Genomic DNA, 20,587 nt, shown 5'->3' with positions numbered 1-20,587 from the left:
CGGCACTCAGTCCAGGCGGATCTTGTTGCGCGCGATCACCTCGCGGTAGATGGCGTTGTCCTGCGCGATGCGCGCGCTCAGGCTCCTGGGGCTGGGGTCGTCCACCCGCCAGCCTTGCTGGAACAGCTTCTGGCGCATCTCGCGCTCGTTGAGGATCTTGCCAAGCTCGCTGCTCAGCCTCGCCTGGTGCGCCGCCGGCATGCCGGCTGGCGCCATGACGGCGTTCCACACCTCGATGTTGATGCCCTTGGCACCGATGTCTTCCATGGACGGCAGCGTGGGCGCCAGCGGGCTGCGCCTGGCCGAGGTCACGGCCACGGCATGGAGCTTGCCGGCCTGCACCAGCGGGTTGACGGTGGAGGCCGGCAGCAGCGTCATCTGCACATGCCCACCCAGGATGGCGTTGATGATGGGCGGCCCGCCGTTGAAGGGCACGTGCAGGGGCTGGATGCCCAGCGCCTGCTTGAGCAGCTCCATGCCCAGGTGCCCGCCCGAGCCCGGGCCGATGGAACCGTAGGACAGCCTGTCGCCCTCGGCACGCATCTGCTGGAGCACCTCGGCCACGGGCCGCTCGCCGCCGGCCGAGGGGTTGGTGACCCAGATCAGTGGCGCGGCACCGATCAGCGCGATCGGAGCGAAGGCGCTCGCCGGGTCGTAGGGCAGCCTGGCGTACAGGTATTTCGAGCTGGTCAGCGGGCCGTTGCCGATCACGCCGATGGTGTGGCCGTCGTCGGCACGGGCCAGCAGGTCCGCACCGATGTTGCCGCTGGCGCCCGGCCGGTTCTCGACCACCACCGGCTGGCCCAGCGCCCGCGACAAGGGCTCGGCGATCAGCCGCGCCTGCATGTCGGGCGAGGACCCGCTGGGGTAGCCGACGATCATGCGCACCGGCTTGCTGGGCCAGGCCTGCGCCAGGGCCGGCAGCGGCAGCAAGGCCAGGCCGAGCGCGAGCAGGGGCGCTCGGGCGAGCAGGGAACGTTTGCGGGGGGAAATCATGCCTTGTCTCCTGGATGGAATCGTTCAAACAGATCTGCCCGCGCCGGCTGGCGGCGGGTCAACGGCGCTTTCAAAGCGCTCTGCCGGACCTGGGTCAGGCACTCGAACACATCGGGCTCGGCCAGCGGCCGGGCCAGGGGCGCGAGCGCGCGCAGCAGCGCCTGCACGCGCTCGCGCAGCGCCGCCAGCTCCGTGTGCTGCAGCAGCAACACGTGCGAGGGCGCCTCGCTGCGTGGGGTCTGGTTGGCCAGCGGAAAATCGTCCGCCGGATGGCAGCGGCCCCATTGCGCGCTGACCAGGCCGGCCCGCGCCTGCTCGCGCGCGAGCATGGCCGCGATGCCGGTCTCGGCGCCGCCGGCCCGCTCGCCCAGGTGCAGCGCAGCGAGGTAGCGCGCCGAAGACACGCCCACGCTGCCCGAGAGCTCGCAGGGCATGCGCACGAAGTGCCCGAGCTCGGCACGCATGCGGCGCGACCACGGCGTGGGGTGCGCGACCAGTTGCCGGTACGCGTCGCTGCTCAGCGCGTCCAGCGAGCGCAGCCAGTAGCAGGTGAAGAAGCGCGTGGCGTCGCCCACCGAACGGCAGCGCACCGCTTCGATGAAACCCGGCGAGCCCACGCGCTCGGGCACGTGCTCATGCGTGTGCCAGACCTCGTACTCGTGCGCCACGCCTTCGCGCTCGACGCTGTTCCACAAGGCCAGGAAGGCGTGGGCACCCACCGGGTTCATTCGGGCGTCCACCCGGCATCGGGCAGCACCATCACCTTGGTGGCGATGCGCTCGCGCGCCAGCGCAAAGCCCCGCGCCGCTTCGGACAGCGGCACGCGGTGCGTGATCATGTGACGCAGCTGGTCCTGGTGCTGGGCGATGAAGGCCACCACCTCGGGCCAGGCCGCCTCGGGCGCGCGGTAGGAGCCGCGCAGGCTCTGGTGCTGGCGCACCAGGGCGGTCAGGTCGATCGGCACGGGCGCGGCATGGATGCCGGTGATCACCAGCACCCCATGGCTCTTCAAGGCCTGCAAGGCGGGGCCGATGACGGCCGCCGCGCCGGTGGCCTCGATCACCACATCGAACCGGCCCTGCGCCAGGTAAGGCGCCAGACCATGGGCCAGGCCGCCCTGCGCGCTGTCGATGAGGTCGTTGAAACCCAGGCGCTGCAGCACGGCCATGCGCGGCGCATCGCCGTGCCCGGCCACCACCACCTGGGCGGCACCGGCCTCGCGGGCCAACAAGGCGATGCCCTGGCCGATGTTGCCCGGGCCCAGCACCAGCACGCGGTCGCCCCGTTTCACGCCACCGGTGCGCACCGCCTCCAGGCTGACCGACAGCGGCTCGGCCAGGGCCGCGACCAGGGGATCGACGCCGGCAGGCACCGGCACGCAATTGCGCGCAGGCGCCACCACCCATTCGGCGAAGGCCCCATGGCGCGTGACGCCCATGCCCTGGCGCGTGACACAGGCGTCGAAGTCCTGCCCACGGCAGGCGGCGCAGACGCCGCACACCACCGAGGGCCGCACGGTGACCAACTGGCCACGCGCCAGACCGCTGACGCGGTCGCCGCAGGCACTCACCTCGGCGCTGAACTCGTGGCCGATGGTGACGGGCAGCGCGCGGGCCATGAAGTGGTAGCTCGACGTCCATTCGTCAATGTGCAGGTCGGTGCCGCAGACGCCGGTGGCCCTGACCCGCAGCAGCACCTCGTCCGGGCCGGGCGTGGGCACGGCGGCTTCGCGCCATTCAAGGCCGGGGGCGGGGTGGGACTTCTGCAGGGACTTCATGGGCGGCACTCGGCGGGTAAGGCCCGCAGTCTCGGCGGCCTGCATCCATACGTCAAATACTCATTTTGTATGCAAGGCATACTCAATGGATATGCCCCCACCGGCTGGAGCCTGACCATGGAACTCAGACACCTGCGCTATTTCGTCGCCGTGGCCGATCTCGGCAGCGTGAGCCGCGCCGCGAGCAAGCTGTACATGGCGCAGCCGCCGCTGTCGGCCCAGATCCGGCAGCTGGAAGACGAAGTGGGCGCGGCCCTGCTGGTGCGGCTGCCGCGCGGTGTGCGCCTCACGCCGGCGGGCGAGTCCTTCCTGGTCGATGCGCGCGCCATCCTGGCCCGCGCGCAGCAGGCCACCACGCGGGCACGCGAGCGGCAGGCCGGCCAGCGCAGCGTGCTGCGCGTGGGCCTCATGCCCTCGGCCACGCAGACCGTGCTGCCCGGCCTGCTCAAGCGGCTGGCGCGCGCCGGCCTTCAGGTCAGCGTGGAGGCGCACGAGCTGATCCCGTCGGCGCGCCAGTTGCAGGCGCTGCGCAACGCGGAGGTCGACCTGGGCTTCATCCGCCCGGGCACCAGCAGCGCCCCGCCCGAGGCCGTGGCCAGCATCGACGACCCCTATTGCCTGGCCCTGGCGACCGATCACCCGCTGGCCGCCACACGCGGACCGCTGTCGCTCAAGTCGGTGGCGCAGGCACCTTTCGTGAGCTTCTCGCGCCATGCCGAGAGCGATTACTTCGACCAGACCGCCGCGCTGTGCGAGGAAGCCGGCTTCACGCCCGACCTTCGTCACACGGCGGGACAGTTCGTGAGCGTGCTGTCGATGGTGGCCAGCGGCCTGGGCGTGGCCATCGTGCCCGCGTCGTGCACGCTGATGGCGCCGCGCGAGGTGGTGCTGCGCCGCCTCAAGGGCCCGAGCCGGCCGAGCCGGCTGGTGATGGTGCGCAACGAGCGCCAGATGCAGGACGCCTGGGGCAGCCAAGTGGTGCGCGAAGCCACGCTGGAGCTGCAGGCCCTGGAGGCCACCATCCGCAAGAAGATGCCCTGAGCCTCAACGTGCCGGGTTCACCACCCGGCCCCGGATCTCCACCTCCACGCGGCGGTTGTCGCGCAGGCAGGCGATGAGCGCGCTGCGCGGCCATTCGTCGCTGCAGGTCTTCACCGGCTCGGCGCTGCCGCGGCCTTCGACCACGAACAGTGCGGCGTCCATGCCCCGCGCGACCAGGTGGTCGCGCACGGCGGTGGCGCGTTGCAGCGAGAGCGGCTGGTTGTGCGCGTCGCTGCCCAGGCGGTCGGTGTGGCCGACCAGCACGATGCGCTCGATGCCTTGCAGGCCCTTGGCGCGATCGGCCAGCCGGTCCAGCCGCGCACGGCCGGCCGCGCCGATGTCGTTGAGGCCCGCGCGGTCGAACTCGAACACCGCGTCGGTGGCGAGCACCAGGCGCTCGATGACGCGCTCGACCACCGCCGGCGTGGGCGCCGGCGCGGCGGCCACGGCCGGCGTGGCGCAGGCGGCCTGCCCGGCTTCCATGCGCGCGGCCATGGTCTCGGCCATGCCGATGTAGGGGTTGGCGTGGCGCCAGCCGCCTTCGGCGTACTCGTGGCCCATCCAGACCAGCTGCACCTCCAGGCAGGCGGCCTGCGCGGCCACGCAGGCCGCACCGGGCCCGCTGCGGCCGCGTTCGGCGCGCGCCCACAGGTCTTCACGCAGGCGCACGCTGCCCCCGATCAGGGGCGTGCGCTGCTCGGGGCTGGCGCCTTGCTCCAGCGCCTCGACCAGCCTGACCGACTCGGCCAGCGCCTCGCCGATGACGGGGCCGCGGTCGTTCTCGTGGTAGTTCTGGCGCGCCATGTCGAGCCAGCATTGCGCCTTGGCCCAGGGGCCGCTGGTCTGCGGCACGCGGCCGTCTTTCTGCAAGGCGGCCAGGCGGTCCTGCACCGACTGCAGCGCGCGGTGGTCGGCCCGTTGCGCCTCGTCGGTGAAGCGCGTGGCCTGGGCAAAGGGCGGCACGGCGCCGGGGGCGCGGTCGGTGGCGCGCGGGTCGGTCACGGCACAGCCGCTCAGGGCCGCCAGTGCCAGCAGGGAAAGAAGAAAGCGATGGGATGTCATGGCATGGGCCTCTCAACAGATCAGGGACGGGCCGCCGAAGCCAGCGGGCTCAGGGCGCGGTTGGTGGCGGGATCGCTGCCCCGGAACAGGGTTTCGTCGAACTTGAAGCGCAACCGCAGGTAAACGCCCTTGCGGGTGTAGGCCGCGCCGGTCAGCTCATCGTCGCGGAAGCCCCGCAGGTTCACGCCGAAGGACAGCCAGAGGTTGGCCTTCACGAGGTAGCCCGCTTCGACACCGAAGGCGTCCTGCCGCGTGTTGCCTTGCGGGCTCCACATGAGGTAGTGCTGCAGGCCCACGTCCCAGCGCTCGGACAGGTCCCAGGTGATGCGGCCACCGGCCAGCCAGGCGGTGTAGTTGGCGCGCATGCCGCCCAGGAACCGCTCGGACACGCGCTTGCCCGCCAGGCGAGCGGTGAGCCACCAGGGCCGGCTGGGGTGGTAGTCGGCGTGCAGCGATACCGCGTGCGAGGTGCGGCGGTATTCCACGCCGGGGTTCTGATCGTTCTCGGCGCGCAGCTCGTACAGGCCGAGCGCGTTGACGCGGTTGAGGTCGGTCTGGCGGTAGGCCGCGCCCACCTGGAAGCGGTCCTGCCACTGGTCGTAGGCGCCCGCGTGGCGCGCGTTCTGCAGCGAGAGCGTGTTGCGCGCGAGCAAGGACCAGTCGCGGTCGATCTTCACGGTGGTGCCCAGCGTGGAGAGCCAGGCGTCGTGGTTGCGGTCGCGGCGCCATTCCAGGCGGCCGGTGGCGCGCCAGGTCGGGTCGTAGGCCAGGTCGATGCCGCCGGTGAGCGCGGTGGCGGACGAGGCATCGCCCGCGATCGCTTTCTGGTGTTCGACGCTGGCGCTGTAGCGCACGCCCTCGGCCACGCGGAAGGTCTGGCGCAGGCCGATGGCGTTGACCGCGTCCTCGCCCGAGATCGCGTCGCGCAGGCGGTACTCGTTGAAGACCTCGCCGTCGCGGAAGGTCTCGCTGGACAGGCCCGCCACCAGCGCGGTCTCGCGCCCATCGGTGGCCAGGCCATTGACGCCGCCCAGCCCCTTGGACACTTCGGCCCGCCCGTAGGCGCGGAACTGCTCGCTCAGCCGGTAGTCGGCGCCGAGCGTGATGCGCTGGCCGCGCGCGTTCTCCACGTCCTGCTCGAACTCGCCGAGCACGCTCAGGCGGTCGCTGAGCTGGCCCTGCGCGCTCAGCGAGAGCGCGGTGAAGCTGCGCGTCTGGCCCGGCGCGGCCGAGAACAGCGGTGCGTTGATCTGGAACGGTGTGAAGCCGGAGGTCTGCGGGATGTTCACGCCCCAGGCCGAGGCCGCGTTGGGCACGCCGCCTTCGTCGCGGCCGTGGCGCAGGCCCACGCCCACGGTCCACTTGGGCGTGAGGCGGTACTGCACGCCGGCGTAGGCCGTCTCGCGCACCGCTTGCACCGCCTTGTCTTCGGAGCGCATGGCGTCCACGCGCAGCGACCAGTCTTCGTCGATCCGGTAGGTGGCCACCGCACCGGCTTCGGCGCGCCCGCCGTTGTAGGAGGACGAAAGGTTGTGAAATCCGCGGTCGGTCTCGCCGGCCCACAGGCGGGCGTCGAGCCGCTCGCCCTGGTGGCGCACTTCCATGCGCGCGCCGTCGCCCTTGCCCCGCTCGCCCAGGGCCTCGCGGTCGGAGCGCGCCAGTTCCACCAGCGCCCAGCTCTGCTCGCCCAGGCGCAGCGTGGCGTTCACGCCGCTGAGCGTGTAGGGGTCGGACGGGTCCTGCGATGCCACGTGGCTGGCGCCGATTTCGAGCGCAGGCGTGATGCGCCACGAACCGTCCACGCCGCCGAGCCAGTACTTGGGCCCGCCCTGCTCCACCTCGTAGGTGATGCGCACCGACATCGGGTTGAGGTTCGCGTCCACCGAGGGCACGGGCGCGCGGAACACGACGCTGCCGGCGAAGGGCTCGAATTCGTAGTCCACGAAGCGCACCATGGGCTCGGCGCGCAGGATGATGGAGGGCTGGTTGCGGTCGCGGGTGAGGATCTCGACCTTCTCGGAACCCGAGATGCCCTCGCTGCTGGAGAGCCGGTACGGGCCGGAGACGCCGCGCGCGGGCTGTTCGTCCACCACCTGGGCGACGTTGTCGCGCACCACCCAGGCATTGGCCTCGAAGGTGTCGCCCTCGTGGTGCAGCTGCAGGCCCGAGACCGAGCGGTTCAGGCGGCTGAGCTCGCGCGCGGGACCGCCGGTGCCGGTGTTGAAGTCACCGAACAGCACAAAGGAGCGGCCCTGGTCGACCCGCACGTACAGGCGCTGGCGCGATTGCGCGTCGAAGCCGCGCAGCGAGGAGTCGCCGTAGATCGGGTAGTACTGGTCGGGCTGGATGTCGCGGAACAGCCGGCCCCGGCTTTCCTTCTCGGAGTCGTAGGCCAGGGTGAGCAGGGTCTCGCCCTTGACCACGCCCTTGAGGAAGAACGCGGTGCGCGCGCCCAGCGAGCCCTTGCCGTTGTCGAACCCATTGGCATGGCGCTGGATCTCCAGCTCGAAGCCGTCGTTCTCGCGCGCGGGGCTGACCTGCGAGGCCTGGAGGCGGCTGAGGTCGAGCGTGCCTTCGATGACGCCGACGGCGATCATGGGCCGGCGCTCGGTCACCATGGCCACGCGCCCTTGCACCACCACGTTGCCGGACTGCACCTGCAGGTCGGCATCGCCCGGTTCGTGCGAGGCGACGAGCTCGACCACGGCTTGGCCGCCGCGCACCGAAAGGCGCAGGTTCTGGCGCGGCGGCTCGTCCACGGCGGCGTTGGGCAGGCGCACGCGGCCCCGGGTGGTGGCCACGGTCACGTCGGTGGGTGCGGTCACCTTCTGGCCGTCGCGGTCGAACAGGCGCAGGGTGAGCCGCACCACCGAGCGGCCGTCGGCACTGACCTGGTCCTGCGCGGCTTCGAGCACCAGCTGGCCGTGGTCGGCCAGGCTGGTGGCGCGCCAGTTGGCGGCCAGCGGCAGCGAGGTGGTGGGCGCGGGCAGCGCGGTTTCACCAGGGCCTCGGGCCGGATCGTTGCCCGGGGCCAGGGGCGTGAAGCGCGAGGCCTGGGGTGCGGCGGTCTGCGCGAGCACCAGGCCCAGGGGCAGGAGCAGCACGGCCGAGGTCAGAGCGGATCGCAGGGGCAGCATGGCAAGACGGGCCTTCATTTCGCACCTCCCACGCGGGCCGGCGGGCCGGAGCGGAAGACACGCGGGGTGGGTGTCGGTGGGTCGACCAGCGGGGCGACGATCTGGCCGAGGCGGCGGCGGTTTTCCACCTGTTCGAGCACGGCGGGCGAGCAGCTGCCCTCGATGAAGTCGGCGCGGTGCAGCTCGCCGAACTTGAGGTCGAGGAACAGGCTGCCGGCGTCCAGCGCGTTGCGGTTGCTGCTGGTCACGAGCTGGCTGCCGTCGGGCAGCGTGGTCGGGTCCACGCGCAGCACCGAGGTGCGCGCGGGCAGGCCGCAGATGCTGTACTTGCCTTCGCTGTCGGAGACCAGGTGCGTGCCGTCCTGCAGGTACAGGCGCACGCCGGGGATGCCGACTTCCTCGGCGTCCTGGATGCGGTTGCGGTTGCAGTCCATGAACACCTTGCCCATCACGCAGGCTTCCTGGAAGAAGACGCCGCCGGTGATGCGGATGCGGGCTTGCGCACGGTTGGAGGTGACGGGCACGCCACCCACCACACCGGCGGCCTGGGCGCGGTTGATGCCGTCGCCCTGCTGGGCGCCGACACCGACGCGCACGCGGTAGGTCACGGTGACCGGCGTGTTGGCGGCGAAGTGGCCGAGTGCGAAGCTCAACACCGGGCCGGGCGAGCCGGCCGGGTCGGCCACGGCCACGCCGTCCTGCGCGACCGTGCCCGGGATCAGGCGCAGGCCGGCGGGCAGGCTGTCGGTGATGACCACGTTGCTCGCCGCCCCGTTGGGGCTTTGCACGCGCAGCGTGTACTGCACCGAGTCACCGATCTCGACCACGTCGCGCAGCACCTGCTTCTGCAGGAACAGGCCGGCACCGTTGAAGGGCTCCAGCGGGATGTGGTTGTGGATCAGGTCGGGCATGCCCGGCGCCAGGTTCAGGCGCAGGTAGTAGGTGGTGGGCTGGCCGATGGGCGGCGGGCCGGCCTGGGCCTGCACCAGGTAGGGCGAGGCACCGGAGGGCGCGAACACGCCGGGCGCTGGCGGGATGGACGCGATCGGCGTGGGCGCGTAGTTGGGCGCGGAGGCGCTCAGCGTGTACTCGCCCGTGGGTGCACCGGGGGCCAGCAGGAACTGGTAGAAGCCCTGCGGCCCGGTCGTCATCTGAGCGCAGTGGCCCACGGCCACGTAGCTGGCGCCGCCCACCAGCATGGTGGCCGGGTTGAAGCCGGCCGGGCCGCACAAGCGCACCAGCGAGGCGTCGACCGGCGCGCGGGTGTTGGCGTCGTAGACCACGCCCGAGGGGTCGAGCGGCAGGTCCTGCTGCTGCAGGTTGGCGCCGGGCTGCAGCGAGACGGCCAGGTGGTCGCGTTCGCGCGACAGGCGCGAGTTGGTGTCGCCGCCGCTGTTCTGCGGCGTGCCGTAGATGACGTTGTTGGCCGGGTCGCGGAAGAAGACCTTGTAGTCGCCGGGCACCAGGCCGATCACGCCGTAGGCGCCGTCGGCCCCGGTGCGGAACAGGCTGCGGCCATCGGGCATGCTCACGCAGCCCTGCGCGCTGTTGGACGGCACCAGGCGGCAGGCCACGGCCTGGCCGTCGCTGCCCACCACTTCCACCGCCCAGTCGGGGATGGCGGTGTCATTGCCGTCGCGGCGGCGGTCGCCGTTGTTGTCGCGCCAGACGAAGCCGGAGAGCGCGGCCGGCAGCGAGGACAGCGGCACGCCGGTGGCGTCCAGGCCCGGGGTCTGGTACGGGGTCTGGGGCACGCTGCCCGGTGGGATCACGCCCGGGGGCGGCTGCCCCGGCCCGCCGGTGGGCGTGCCGTTGTCCACCGCATCGGTGCGGATGCCGGTCGGCCCGGCCGTGGCCTGATTGAAGCGCGTGGTGGTGGCGCCGGCCGTGACGAGCACCGGGATGTCGACCGACACCCAGGTCCCCGCGGGCAGGTTGGCCGAGCCCAGCAGGTCGCCGCCCGCGCTGCCGGTGAAGCCTGCGTTGGGCGTGAACACGCCGCCGTTGCCACCGCCATGGGTGATGGCGGGCGCGCCGGCGCGCGTCATGAAATCGGGCAGTGTGTCGCGCACATCGACCGTGACCGGGTAGGCGCTGTCGTTTTGGTAGATCACCTGCCAGACCACCTCGGCACCGGGCGAAACGCCCACGGCGCCGGCGGGCGAGACGATGCGCGCCGACTTGTAGCCGCGCACGCCTTCGCCCTGCGTTTCACCAAAGTTCACCTGCAGCGCCGCACCGGGGGTGGCGACGAAGCGCAGCGCGATGGTCTCGACCGCGCCGCCGAGCGGGCCCACGGTGCCGGCGCTGCCGCCGGTGACGGGGCCGGGCGTGTTGGCCACGCTGGTGTAGCCCAGCGGCTGGGTTTGCCGCACCGTGTAGTTGCCCGGGGCCAGACCGGTGAAGCTGTACTGGCCGCTGGCGTTGGTGGTGGTGTAGCGCGTGATGGCGTTGCCGAACGCGTCGGTGCCCATCAGGCCCAGGGTGCTGCCGGGCAGGCCCACATCGGCGCCGCCGAACTGGCCGTCGAAGTCGCGGTCTTCGTAGACGCGGCCGGCGACCTGGATGTTGGCGACCAGCGGGAAGTTGTGGTTCGCCGTGCTCTGGTTCGCGGCCACGGTGATGCTGGCGATGGACGCGGGGGACGCGCCGGGCGCGCTGGGCGTCCCGTTGGGTGCGCCCGCCAGCGTGCCCGCGCTGGTGATGCCGTGGGTGGTGCCCGCCGGCAGGGCCGGCATGAGCACGCGGTAGTTGCCCACCGGCAGGCCGACGAAGCTGTAGGCGCCGCTGGCGTCGGTGGTGGTGGTGGCGATCAGCGAGTTGCTCGCCTGGTCGCGCAGCTCCAGGGTGCGCCCGGGCACCGGCTGGTCGTCGGGCGTGAACACGCCGCCGCTGTTGTCGGGGTCGAAGTAGACGACACCCGAGATCTGGCTGCCGGGCAGGGTCTTGGTGAAGTGGTTGTCCATCGATGCGGTCTTCACGCCGCTGAGGTCGATGCCGGTGATCGCCGGCACGGCCTGGGTCCCGCCCGCCGCCCCCCCGGTGCTGCCGGGCCAGGCCAGCGGTGTGGTGCTGTTGATGAAACCCGCCGGGGGGGCGCAGCTGGTGCAGGTCACGGTGTAGCTGGTGCCGGGCGGGACCCCGGTGAAGCTGTACTGGCCCGAGGCGTCGGTGGTGGTGGTGATCGACACCGGGTTGCCGCCGAGGTCGTTGCCGGTCAGCGTGAGGGTCTGGGGCTGGTTGTTCGCGCCGCTGGCGCCGCTGCCCACGCCGGCATCGCCGCCGTTGAAGACGCCGTCGCCGTTGGCGTCGGTGAAGACGCGGCCGCTGATGCTGCGGTCGTTGCCGATCTCGCCGAAGTTGTTGCCGGCCGAGCGGGCGTTGGGCGGCAGCACGATGCCGGCAATGCGGCTGGTGCCGGCCGGGATGCTGTAGGCCGGCGCGCCGTGGGCGATGGCGGGCGCGTTGTTCGACGCGGTGCCGGCGGTGCCGGTGGCGCCGCCCGAACCCAGGTCGTTGACCGTGCCGGCCGAGGGAATGCCGTTGACCGTGCCGGCGGGCTGCGCGCCCTGCGTGACCACGTAGCCCGGGCAGGCCGGGGCCGCCAGCGGGCTGCAGCTGGGCCGCAGGTCGGCGAAGCGGTAGAGGCCGTTGGCGTCGGTGGTGGTGCTCAGCGAGACCGGGTTGCCCCGGTCGTCCACGCCCACGAGCGTGATCTGCACGCCCGCCAGGCCGGGTTCGGTGCCGTTGCGCACGCCGTTGTGGTTGTCGTCCCGGTAGACCTGGCCGGCGATCTCGGACGCCCGCAGTTCACCAAAATGGTTGCCCACCGAGCTGGCGACGTTGCCGCCGGCCGCGTCGAGCCGGATGCCGCTGCGCAACGACACCGCGTTCGCGGCGTCCACCGAAGGCGTGGCCACCTGGCCGGTGCCGCCCACCAGGCTGGCTTCGGCGGCGGTGGCGCCGGTCACACGGGCCTGGTAGCTGCGGCTCGACGCGTTGAGCGCATTCGATGGCGCCAGCGCGCTGCCGCCCACCGAGTCGCTGCCCGAGCGCAGGTAGCGCACCGTGTAGGCCGAGCCCAGCGTGGCGGAATCCGCCAGACCGCTGAACACGTAGAAGCCGCCCGCATCGGTGGTGGTCTTCTGCAGCACCTGGCCGTCGCTGGCGCGCAGCAGGCTCACCGCCTGGCCGGCCAGAGGCGCTTCACCCGCGGTGAAGGCGCCGTCGTTGTTGGCATCGAGGTAGATGCGGCCCGAGATCGAGCCCAGCGGGCTGACCACCAGGGGCGCCTCGGCCGGCGTGGGGTTGCTGCCTGCGTCGGTGCGCAGCGCGCCGGCCAGGATGCGGTTGGGGTAGGTGCCGGCCACGGCGGCCGTCACGTCCACCGAGATCGTGCAGCCGCCTGGCGGGATGCTCGCGCCGCTGGCGTAGCGCACCAGCGCCGTGCCAGCCGCGGCCGTGACCGAGCCGGTGCTGCAGGTGCCGCCGATGGCCGGCGTGGGCGCGACCAGCACGCCGGCCGGCAGCATGTCGTCCAGCGCCTGCGCCAGGGTCTGGGCCGCCGGGTTGGCATTGCCCAGCGTGATGGTCAGGCGGGACACGCCGTTGGGCGAGATGCTCGGTGGCACGAAGGCCTTGACCACCGTGGGCGGCTCGAGCACGCGCACGGGTGCGCTCGCCGGGTCGGGGTTGCTCACGCCTTCGTTGCTGGTGATCGCACCGGCGGGGATGGTGTTGGTGTACAGGCCCGGCACGTTGGAGACGGTGTCGAAGGCAAAGCTGCACGAGCCGCCGGCCGGCACCGTGGCGCCGGCGATCTGGGCGCTGTCGGCCGAGGCGACGGCGCTCACCGTGCCGCCGGCGCAGGTGGTCGAGGCGTTGGGCACCTGCGCGACGAACAGGCCGGCGGGCAGCGCGTCGCGCAGCGCGACGCCGGTCAAGGCCTGCGCGGCGTTGGGGTTGCTGAGGGTCACCGTGAGGCGGTTGGGCACGCCGGGCGCCACGGTGCCCTGCGCGAAGGCCTTGGCGACGGTGGGCGGCTGCAGCACGTGCAGCGTGGCACTGGGGCCGGGCTGCGGGTTGGTCACCGCGCCGTCATTGGCGATCACGGTGCCGCCTGGCATGGTGTTGACGTAGGCGCCCGCGACCGGCACGACCACGTTGACGCGCACCTCGCAGACGCTGGGGCCCATGGGCAGCTGCGCACCCCGGAAGGAGACCTTGTCACCGACGGCGGTGATCACCGCTCCCGCGCAGGTGGTGCTGGCGTTGGCCGGGGTGGCCACGACCATGCCGGCGGGCAGGTTGTCGGTGGCGGAGATGTTGGTGAGGGCCTGCGGCAGCGAGTTGCGCACCTGGATCACCAGGCGCGCGGGCTGGCCCGCCGCCACGGCGGAGGGCTCGAAGTGTTTCTCCACGCCCATGCCCGCGAGCGCACCGAGGTTGGCGGTGAAGGGGTTGGTGTTGGTCACGCCCTGCGTGTTGGTGATCGCACCGGCCGGCAGGGTGTTGTTGAGCGTGCCCACGACGCTGGAGGTGATGTCCACCGACACCGTGCAGCTCGCGTTGCCGGCGAGCGTGCCGCCGCTCAGGCGCACCAGGCGGGTGCCGCTTGCGGCCTCCACGCTGCCGCCCGGGCAGGTGGTGCTGGCGTTGGGCACCACGCCGACCACCATGCCGGGGGGCATGTTGTCGGCCAGCGCGAGTTCGGTCAGCGCGGTGGCGGTGGTGTTGTCGATGACGATGGTCAGGCGCGAGACGCTGCCCGGGCCGGCGATGGACGTGGGCGCGAAGCTCTTGGTGAGGTTCACGCGGCTGCTGACTTTGTTCAGCGTGGCGGATGTCGGGTGGGTGTTGGCCACGCCGCCGTCGGCCGTGACGGCGCCGGGCGCGAGCGTGTTGACCGAGGGCGAGCTGCTGGTGCTCAGCACGTCGAACAGGAAGTCGCAGCTGGTGCCGCCCGCGATGGTCGCGCCGCTGATCGAGGCGGTGTTGCCGCCATCGGGCGCGCTGAGCACCACCGCTCCGGCGCAGGTGGTGCTGGCCTTGGCCGGGGTCGCGAGCGTGAGGCCGGTGCCGGCCAGCGCATCGGTGGCGCGCACGCCCGTGAGCTGGCCATTGCCGGTGTTGCCCAGCGTGATGCGCACGCGGCTGGTGCCCCCCGCCTGCACCGGGTTGGTCAGGAAGGTCTTGGCCACGGTCAGCGCAGGCAGGTACTCCAGCGTGGCGGCCGTGGCGTTGAGGTTGCGCACCGTCGTGCCGGGCACGTTCCCCACGGTGCCGGTGGCGCTGACGGTGGCGCCCGCGTTGCTGCCATCGTAGGCCGGGATGCTGTTGGTGTGCACGCCGATGGTGCCGCCGACCACGTTCACGCGCACGCTGCACTGGCCGGGCGCGAAGGGGCTGGTGCCCGCGCGCGCGGGCAGGCTGCCGCCACTGAGGGAGAAGGAGGCATCACCGGGGTTGGCGCTGACGCTGCCGCCGCAGGTGGTGGTGGCGTTGGCCGGGTCGGCCACGCGCAGACCGGCGGGCAGCGTGTCGGTGAAGTTCAGGCCCGCCAGCGGCGAGAAGTTGTTGTTGGTCAGCTCGATCTGCGCCACCGAGGGCGCGCCCTGGAAGCGCTGGCGCGCGGTCACGCCGTCAAAGGTCTTGGTGACCACCAGAGGGTTGACCGCCGTGAGGCTCACCGCCCCCGACGTGCCCGAGACCGTGCCGTTGCCGGCGTTGAAGCTGCCGTTGGTGAGCGTGGTGCCCGGCACGGCGTTGGCCGGCACGCGCGCGGTGAAGCTCACCACGCAGGTGGTGCCGCCCGGCGCCGCGCCGGGGAAATGGATGCTGAAGCCCGGCGCGGTGGCCAGCGGCGCCGGCATCGGCACGCCAGCGGCAAAGGTGCAACCGCCGTTGATGACGGGCGTGATGCCGCCGCTGCCCGCGTCCACGAACACATGCCCGCGAGCGAGGGTGTCGGTGAAGTTCACGCTGGTCTGCGGCGCGAGGCTGAACGAGGTGATCGCCACCGAGAACAGGGCCACGTCGCCGGGGGCGACGGTGTTCGGGACGATCGACTTGGCGACGGTGAGCGCGTTGTCGCGCACCTCGATCGGTGCCGAGCTCGCGGGCGAGGTGAAGCCCTGCGCGTTGCTCACCGCGCCGCCGGGCAGCGCGTTGGTGTGCGTGCCCGTGGTGGTGGAGGTCACGTTGAACTGGATGCGGCATTCCCCGCCGCTGGCGATCTCAGCCCCGGCGAGCACGAAGCCCTGCCCCCCGGCACCGGCCACCAGCGTTGCGCCCGCGCCGCAGCCATTGAGCTGGGCCGCGCCGATGGCGCCGGTGTTGTTCAGCGCAGCGGGCCAGCGCGCGCCCGCGGTCGTGTCGCTCAGGCCGACGTTGGTCAGCGCGGCGGCGCTGTTGTTGCCGATGCGCACCGTCATCAGCGAGTCGGCGCCTGCGGTCAGCGGCGTGACCGAGAAGCCTTTGGCCACGGTGATCGGGCTGTTGACCGTGATGGGGGTGGTGACCGCGGGCGAGGTCAGGCCACGCGTGTTGCCCAAGGCCCCGGCAGGCAGGCTGTTGGCGCCCGCCTGCGAGGCGGTGCCGGCCGGCAGCACGCCCAGCACCGTGAAGCGCAGCTGGCAGGTGCCGGGCGAGCCGGCGGGGATCGCGCCGCCGGTGAGCGTGACGCTGCCGGCCGTGAAGCCGGGCGTGCCGCCACAGGTGTTGGAGACCAGGCCGGTGACCTGCAGGTTCGAGGGCAGGTTGTCGGTGAAGCTGGTCAGGGGGATGTTGTACGCGCTGTTGGGGTTGCTCAGCGTGAGCGTCGCGGTGCGCGAGAGGCCCTGGGTGAGCGTGGCGCCGCCCAGGTCCTTGGCCACCGTGGGGTTGCGCAGCTCGGTGACGGCCACACTCTGCGTCGCGCCCGAGACCGCGGCCGGCGCGAGGTCGCCGGCGTTGATCACGTTGTCCCAGGTGCCGCCGCCGTCGTAGGAGGTGAGGTCCACCGAGATCGTGCAGCTGCCGTCCACGCCGCCGACATGAGGCGGGATGCTGAAACCGGTGACCTCAAGGCGGTCGACGCCCCCGGGGCCCGCGCCCAGGTTGATCGCCGCGCCCGCGCAGGTGCTCGTGGGCGCCACGTGGCCCGGGTGGCCTGCGGGATAAAAGCGCAGCTGCGGCGGCAGCGTGTTGGTCAGCGAGGCGTTGTCTTCCTGCGTGTCGCTGTTGCTGATGGTGATGGTCAGCCGGGTGCGCTCGCCCACCGCGATCGTGCTGGCGCTCACCGCCTGGCTCACCACCAGGCTCGCGTGGGCCGCGCCCACCGAAAACACCGTGGCCGCCGCGCCAAGGGCGAGCCCGCGCAGGATGGCTGGCAAACGCGCAGGCGCGCCCTGACCCGTGGCCTGGCCACGTGCAAAAAATCGAAGCATGTTGTTTCCCTCTGAGCGGCACGCGAACGCAGGTCGCGTGTCCCTTGGGGCGCCCGGCCCGGTGGACCTGAAACGCCATCGCACCCGCTGCTGCGGACGGGCTCCGCGGCGCGTCAGTGCATTTGGTTACAGGCGTGTAATGTATCGATACACGCGATTTGTTACAGATTCACGACTCAATTAGTGCGTTAAAAGTCATGATTCGAACAAAGTGCGTTAGGCAAATCGCCTGGGATTACCTTCGTCGATTGTTAATAGATTGTTGTTTTTATTGAATTTTTAACAATTCATCGACGAGGTTGCGGAAAACAGCCGCTCTATATTCCATAGCAAACGTGTGTGCTTGCTAACTTAGATTAGGTGCGAATTAGTTAAAAGATTGTTAAACGATCATCCGACCAACGGTCATGGGCGGAATGGAGGCTGGCGGCGCCAAAAAGAACGCCGGGGCCCCCTCTCGGAGGCCCCGGCGCGATGGCCGATGCGCGAAGCGCGGTGCTGCGGCCGGTCTACGCGTCGGCCTGGCGGGCCAGAAAGGCGTGCAGGGCGGCTGCGCCCGCACCGGGCAGGGCCTCGCCTGCCGTGCACAGCAGCAAGCGCCGCGTGGCCCAGGGGTCGCTGAGCGGGCGCATCACCACCCGCTCGCTGGCCAGGCGCTGCGCCGTGGCCTGGGGCACCACCGCCACGCCCACGCCGTCGCCCACCAGCTGCATCACGGCGTCCAGCCCGCGCACCCGCACGCGGTGGTGCAGGCCGCGGCCGTGCTGCAAGGCCTGCTCATGCAGCAGGCGGCTGAGCCCACTCTGCGCGGGCAGTCCGACGAAGGGGCGCTCGAGCAGGTCGACGAAGGGCAGCGGCCGGCGCCCACCGCGCGCACCCGCCCGGGGGATCACCGCCACCAGCCGGTCCTGGCGAAACAGCCGCGTGTTCAGCCCTTCGGTGCCCACGTGGTCGGAGACGATGCCGATGTCGGCCTGCTCCTGGCGCATGCCGAGCAGCGCGTCCAGGCTGCTGAGTTCGCGCAGGTCCACGTCGAAGTCCGGGTGCTCGACCAGGAAGCGGCCCAGCAGGGCCGGCAGGTGCTCGGTCATGGCGGCGGTGTTGCAGACCACGCGCACCGTGCTGCGCACCCCGTGGGCGTGGGCCGCCATGTCGGCGTGCAGCGCCTCCATGCCGCGTTGCAGACGCGCCGCGTGCAGCAGCAGGGTGCGGCCGGCGTCGGTGGTTCGCACGCCCTGCTTGGAGCGCCGCAGGAGCGTGGCGCCCAGCGCGTGCTCCAACTGCTGCAGCCGCGCGCTCGCGGCCGCCAGCGAGAGATGAATGTGACGCGCCCCGGCGGTGATGGAGCCGTGCTCCACGACGGCGGCGAACAGGCGCAGGTCGAATGGGTCGACACGGTAGGTGGGCGCGGCTCGCGGGGCGGTCATGGGCAATCCTCCGGCATCGGCGAAGGATACCTCCGCCAATGCGCGATGGACAGGCCGCGCCAGCGGCCGCAGCATGCAGCCCCATGGATCTTCTGCTGCTCGGGCTGATTGCCGTCGTGTTCCTCGCTGCCGGTGCGGTCAAAGGCGTTTCCGGCATGGGCCTGCCCACCTTCTCCGTCGCGCTGCTCGGCCTGTTCATGCCGACGGCCACGGCGGCCACGCTGATGCTGCTGCCTTCGCTGTTGACGAACATCGCCCAATGCATCGGGCCGCACGCCCGAGCCCTGGCGCGCCGCCTGTGGCCCCTGTGGCTGATGCTCGCGGTGGCCACGGTGTGGAGCCCGCTGCCCGATCTCGGCAGCGCGGGCGCGGGCGCACGCGCCGCGCTGGGCGGGGTGCTGGTGGCCTACGGCGTGTGGGGGCTGGCCCGGCCCGCACTGCGTGGGCCGGGGCGGTTCGAACGCCCCCTGGGCGGCGTGGCCGGCGCGCTCTCGGGTCTGCTCACCGCCGCCACCGGGGTGTTCGTGATGCCCATGGTCCCGTACCTGCAGTCGCTGCGGCTGGAGAAGGACGCGATGATCCAGGCCCTGGGCCTGAGTTTTCTGGTGGCCACGCTGGCGCTGGCCGTGCGGCTGGGGCCGCTGGCGGTGCTCAGCGGCGCGGCGGTGCCGCTGACCGGCCACGCCATCGCGCTGGGGGCGGCCTTCGCCGGGCTGCGGTTCGGCTCGCTGCTGCGCCAGCGCCTGCCGATCCTGGTGTTCCAGCGCGCGCTCTACAGCGTGTTCCTCGCGCTGGGCGCGCTCATGCTGGCGCGCGCCCTGTAGGCCCCCTTGGATGTCCCCCGGCCCCGACGCACTGGCACTGGCCGAGGCCCTGGAACGGGCCTACCGGCTGGCGCTGGCCGTGGAGGCGCTCGCGGACGGGCCAGCCTCCCACGACCAGGCGATCTCGGTGATGGCCTCGGAACTGCTCGGGGTGCTGGACCAGGCCCGTGCGTCGATGCTGCGGCCCAGCAGCAGCAGCCGCACCGGGTGCTGAAAGCCGGCGCTGTGGGCGGACAGGATCTGCACCGCCTCGCGCAGCACGGCCTCCTCCAGCGTCGCCTGCGCCACCATCAAGGTGGCGCGGCGCGGCCGGAACAGCCGCAGCGCCTGCAGGTCGCCGATCAGGTAGCCGGCATCCCACGGGTCCGCGGGCTGGCGCGCGCGCCACCACATCGCGTCGCGGGCCTTGACGCGCAGGCGCAGCAGCAGGCCCGCCAACCGGCCACCGGCGGCGGCGAGCTGATTGCTGCCGTCGAGCTCGCGCGAGAAGGCCTCGACCAGGCCATCGCGCCGGGCCGGCGGTCCCTGCAGGAGCGTGGCCACCGCAAAGTGCGCGCCGCTGCGGCACCAGGCCTGCAGGGCCGCCCAGGTGGCCGGGGCCTGGCAAGCAAGCGCCTGCCCGGCGATGGGACGCACCGGTTCGACGCGCATCACCGCGCCGTCGAAGCGGGCCAGCAACAGGCCGGCGCGCGCGGCCAGCGAGGCGCGAGGGCGCGGCGGCGTCATGGCGCGGGGGCCTGCGCCAGGAAGAAGCGCAGCATCTCGGCCGAGGCATCGGGGCCGCTGCCATCGGTGTACGACCCCGATGCATGTCCGCCCGACCAGGCGTGGCCGGCGCCGTGCAGGGTCCACCACTCCACCCGGGGCCGGCCCGAAGCGTCGGCATGCACGGTGCGGGTGTAGCGCCGGCCGCCAGGCACGGTGGCCGTGTCGGTGTGGACCCGCAGCCCTTGCGGGCCATGGGCCTGGGCGGCGTGTTCGACCACACGCTGGCCATTGCGCGCCTGCACGGTGTGGTCGCGGTCGCCGTGGAAGACGATGGTGGGCACGGCCCGTCCGGTGGGCGGCGGGGTGGCGGCGCCCCGGCCCTTCATCGCGGCCAGCGCGGAAGGGATGTCGCTCGCACTGCGGTAGGGCAGGCCCGAGTGCACCCCCACGGCGGCGAACAGATCGGGATGGGTCTCGCCCAGGATCACCGCCATGGCCGCGCCGGCGGAAAGTCCCGCCACGAAGATGCGGCGCATGTCCACCGCGTGCTCGGCCGCCACGGCCCGCACGATGCCGGCAATGAGGGCCGGCTCGCCGCCCTCACGCCCCTGGTCCTCGGCCCGGAACCAGTTCCAGCAGCGCGAGGGATTGGCGCCCGCCGGCTGCTCGGGGTAGACCACCAGGCAACCGTGGGCGTCGGCCAGGCGGTTCATCTGCGTGCCGGCGGCGAAATCGTCCGCCGACTGCGTGCAGCCGTGCAGCATCACCACCAGCGGCAGGGGCGCGGCCTGGCCTGCGCCGGCGCGCCCGGCAGGCACGTAGAGCTTGTAGTCGCGCGATCCAACGGCATGGCTGAAGCTGCGGCGCAGGAACCGGCCCTCGCCCCGCGCCACACCCGGTTCGGGCGCGCGGCCTTGTTCGCCGGACTCGCGCGCGACGACGTCGATGACCGCCTCATGGCCTGCGGCCCGTGCCGGCGCGGCCGGCTGCTGCGGGGCGAACGCGCCAGCCAGGCCGGCGCTGGCCCGCGCCGGGCGGCTGGTGTCGGTGACGCCCAGCAGCGGGCCCGGGCCGGCGCCCAGCCCGGCGCGGGCCAGGGCCTGCTCGATGGTGCGCTGCACGCTCAACGGAATCGTGGGAGGGGCGTTCATGGGCGCTTTCGGAATGGAAGAAGACAAAAGAAAAAAGG

The 20,587-nt window shown here is 72.2% G+C and carries 11 protein-coding genes; 2 read left to right on the top strand and 9 right to left on the bottom strand.

The features are described from left to right. Positions 1-6: 6 nt before the first annotated feature. The 3 genes from KIT86_RS02530 to KIT86_RS02520 are packed head-to-tail and all read right to left on the bottom strand — an operon-like array spanning position 7 to position 2,773. Positions 7-996 (bottom strand): tripartite tricarboxylate transporter substrate binding protein, encoded by a 990-nt coding sequence (locus KIT86_RS02530; protein ID WP_297394759.1) that lies wholly within the window; start codon positions 994-996, stop codon positions 7-9. Next, positions 993-1,724 (bottom strand): DUF4286 family protein, encoded by a 732-nt coding sequence (locus KIT86_RS02525; RefSeq protein ID WP_297394757.1) that lies wholly within the window; start codon positions 1,722-1,724, stop codon positions 993-995. The genes KIT86_RS02530 and KIT86_RS02525 overlap by 4 nt, the downstream gene beginning before the upstream one ends. Next, positions 1,721-2,773, bottom strand: a complete 1,053-nt coding sequence (locus KIT86_RS02520; protein ID WP_297394756.1) for an alcohol dehydrogenase catalytic domain-containing protein — start codon at positions 2,771-2,773, stop codon at positions 1,721-1,723. Before KIT86_RS02520 ends, KIT86_RS02525 begins: the two co-directional genes overlap by 4 nt. Before the next feature lie 117 nt (positions 2,774-2,890). Between KIT86_RS02520 and KIT86_RS02515 the strand changes: the two genes are divergently transcribed. Then, on the top strand, positions 2,891-3,814 hold the full coding sequence (locus tag KIT86_RS02515; protein WP_297394754.1) for a LysR substrate-binding domain-containing protein: 924 nt from the start codon (positions 2,891-2,893) through the stop codon (positions 3,812-3,814). Between the two features lie 3 nt (positions 3,815-3,817). Here the strand turns inward: KIT86_RS02515 and KIT86_RS02510 are convergent, their stop codons facing one another. From KIT86_RS02510 to KIT86_RS02495, 4 genes are all read right to left on the bottom strand, one after another. After that, positions 3,818-4,876 carry an OmpA family protein gene (locus tag KIT86_RS02510; RefSeq protein ID WP_297394752.1) on the bottom strand — a complete coding sequence of 353 codons (1,059 nt, stop codon included), beginning with the start codon at positions 4,874-4,876 and terminating at the stop codon, positions 3,818-3,820. A 20-nt stretch (positions 4,877-4,896) separates the two neighbouring features. Next, the gene (locus KIT86_RS02505) at positions 4,897-8,031 is read right to left on the bottom strand and encodes a hypothetical protein (protein ID WP_297394749.1); all 3,135 of its coding nucleotides are present in this window, start codon (positions 8,029-8,031) and stop codon (positions 4,897-4,899) included. Next, positions 8,028-16,439 carry an SdrD B-like domain-containing protein gene (locus KIT86_RS02500; RefSeq protein ID WP_297394746.1) on the bottom strand — a complete coding sequence of 2,804 codons (8,412 nt, stop codon included), beginning with the start codon at positions 16,437-16,439 and terminating at the stop codon, positions 8,028-8,030. The genes KIT86_RS02505 and KIT86_RS02500 overlap by 4 nt, the downstream gene beginning before the upstream one ends. Positions 16,440-16,948: 509 nt before the next feature. Then, positions 16,949-17,866 carry a LysR family transcriptional regulator gene (locus KIT86_RS02495; protein ID WP_297394745.1) on the bottom strand — a complete coding sequence of 306 codons (918 nt, stop codon included), beginning with the start codon at positions 17,864-17,866 and terminating at the stop codon, positions 16,949-16,951. Between the two features lie 83 nt (positions 17,867-17,949). Between KIT86_RS02495 and KIT86_RS02490 the strand changes: the two genes are divergently transcribed. Beyond that, positions 17,950-18,690 carry a sulfite exporter TauE/SafE family protein gene (locus KIT86_RS02490; RefSeq protein ID WP_297394743.1) on the top strand — a complete coding sequence of 247 codons (741 nt, stop codon included), beginning with the start codon at positions 17,950-17,952 and terminating at the stop codon, positions 18,688-18,690. A gap of 60 nt (positions 18,691-18,750) precedes the next feature. Here KIT86_RS02490 and KIT86_RS02485 read toward each other — a convergent pair whose 3' ends face one another. Together KIT86_RS02485 and KIT86_RS02480 are read right to left on the bottom strand one after the other, a co-directional pair. Continuing rightward, the gene (locus tag KIT86_RS02485; protein WP_297394741.1) at positions 18,751-19,416 is read right to left on the bottom strand and encodes a hypothetical protein; all 666 of its coding nucleotides are present in this window, start codon (positions 19,414-19,416) and stop codon (positions 18,751-18,753) included. After that, on the bottom strand, positions 19,413-20,549 hold the full coding sequence (locus tag KIT86_RS02480) for a PHB depolymerase family esterase (RefSeq protein WP_297394739.1): 1,137 nt from the start codon (positions 20,547-20,549) through the stop codon (positions 19,413-19,415). The genes KIT86_RS02485 and KIT86_RS02480 overlap by 4 nt, the downstream gene beginning before the upstream one ends. Positions 20,550-20,587: the final 38 nt, after the last annotated feature.

This window comes from Hydrogenophaga sp. (assembly GCF_026125825.1).
GTDB lineage: Bacteria > Pseudomonadota > Gammaproteobacteria > Burkholderiales > Burkholderiaceae_C > Hydrogenophaga.
This window is presented reverse-complemented; position numbering and strand designations above follow the sequence as displayed.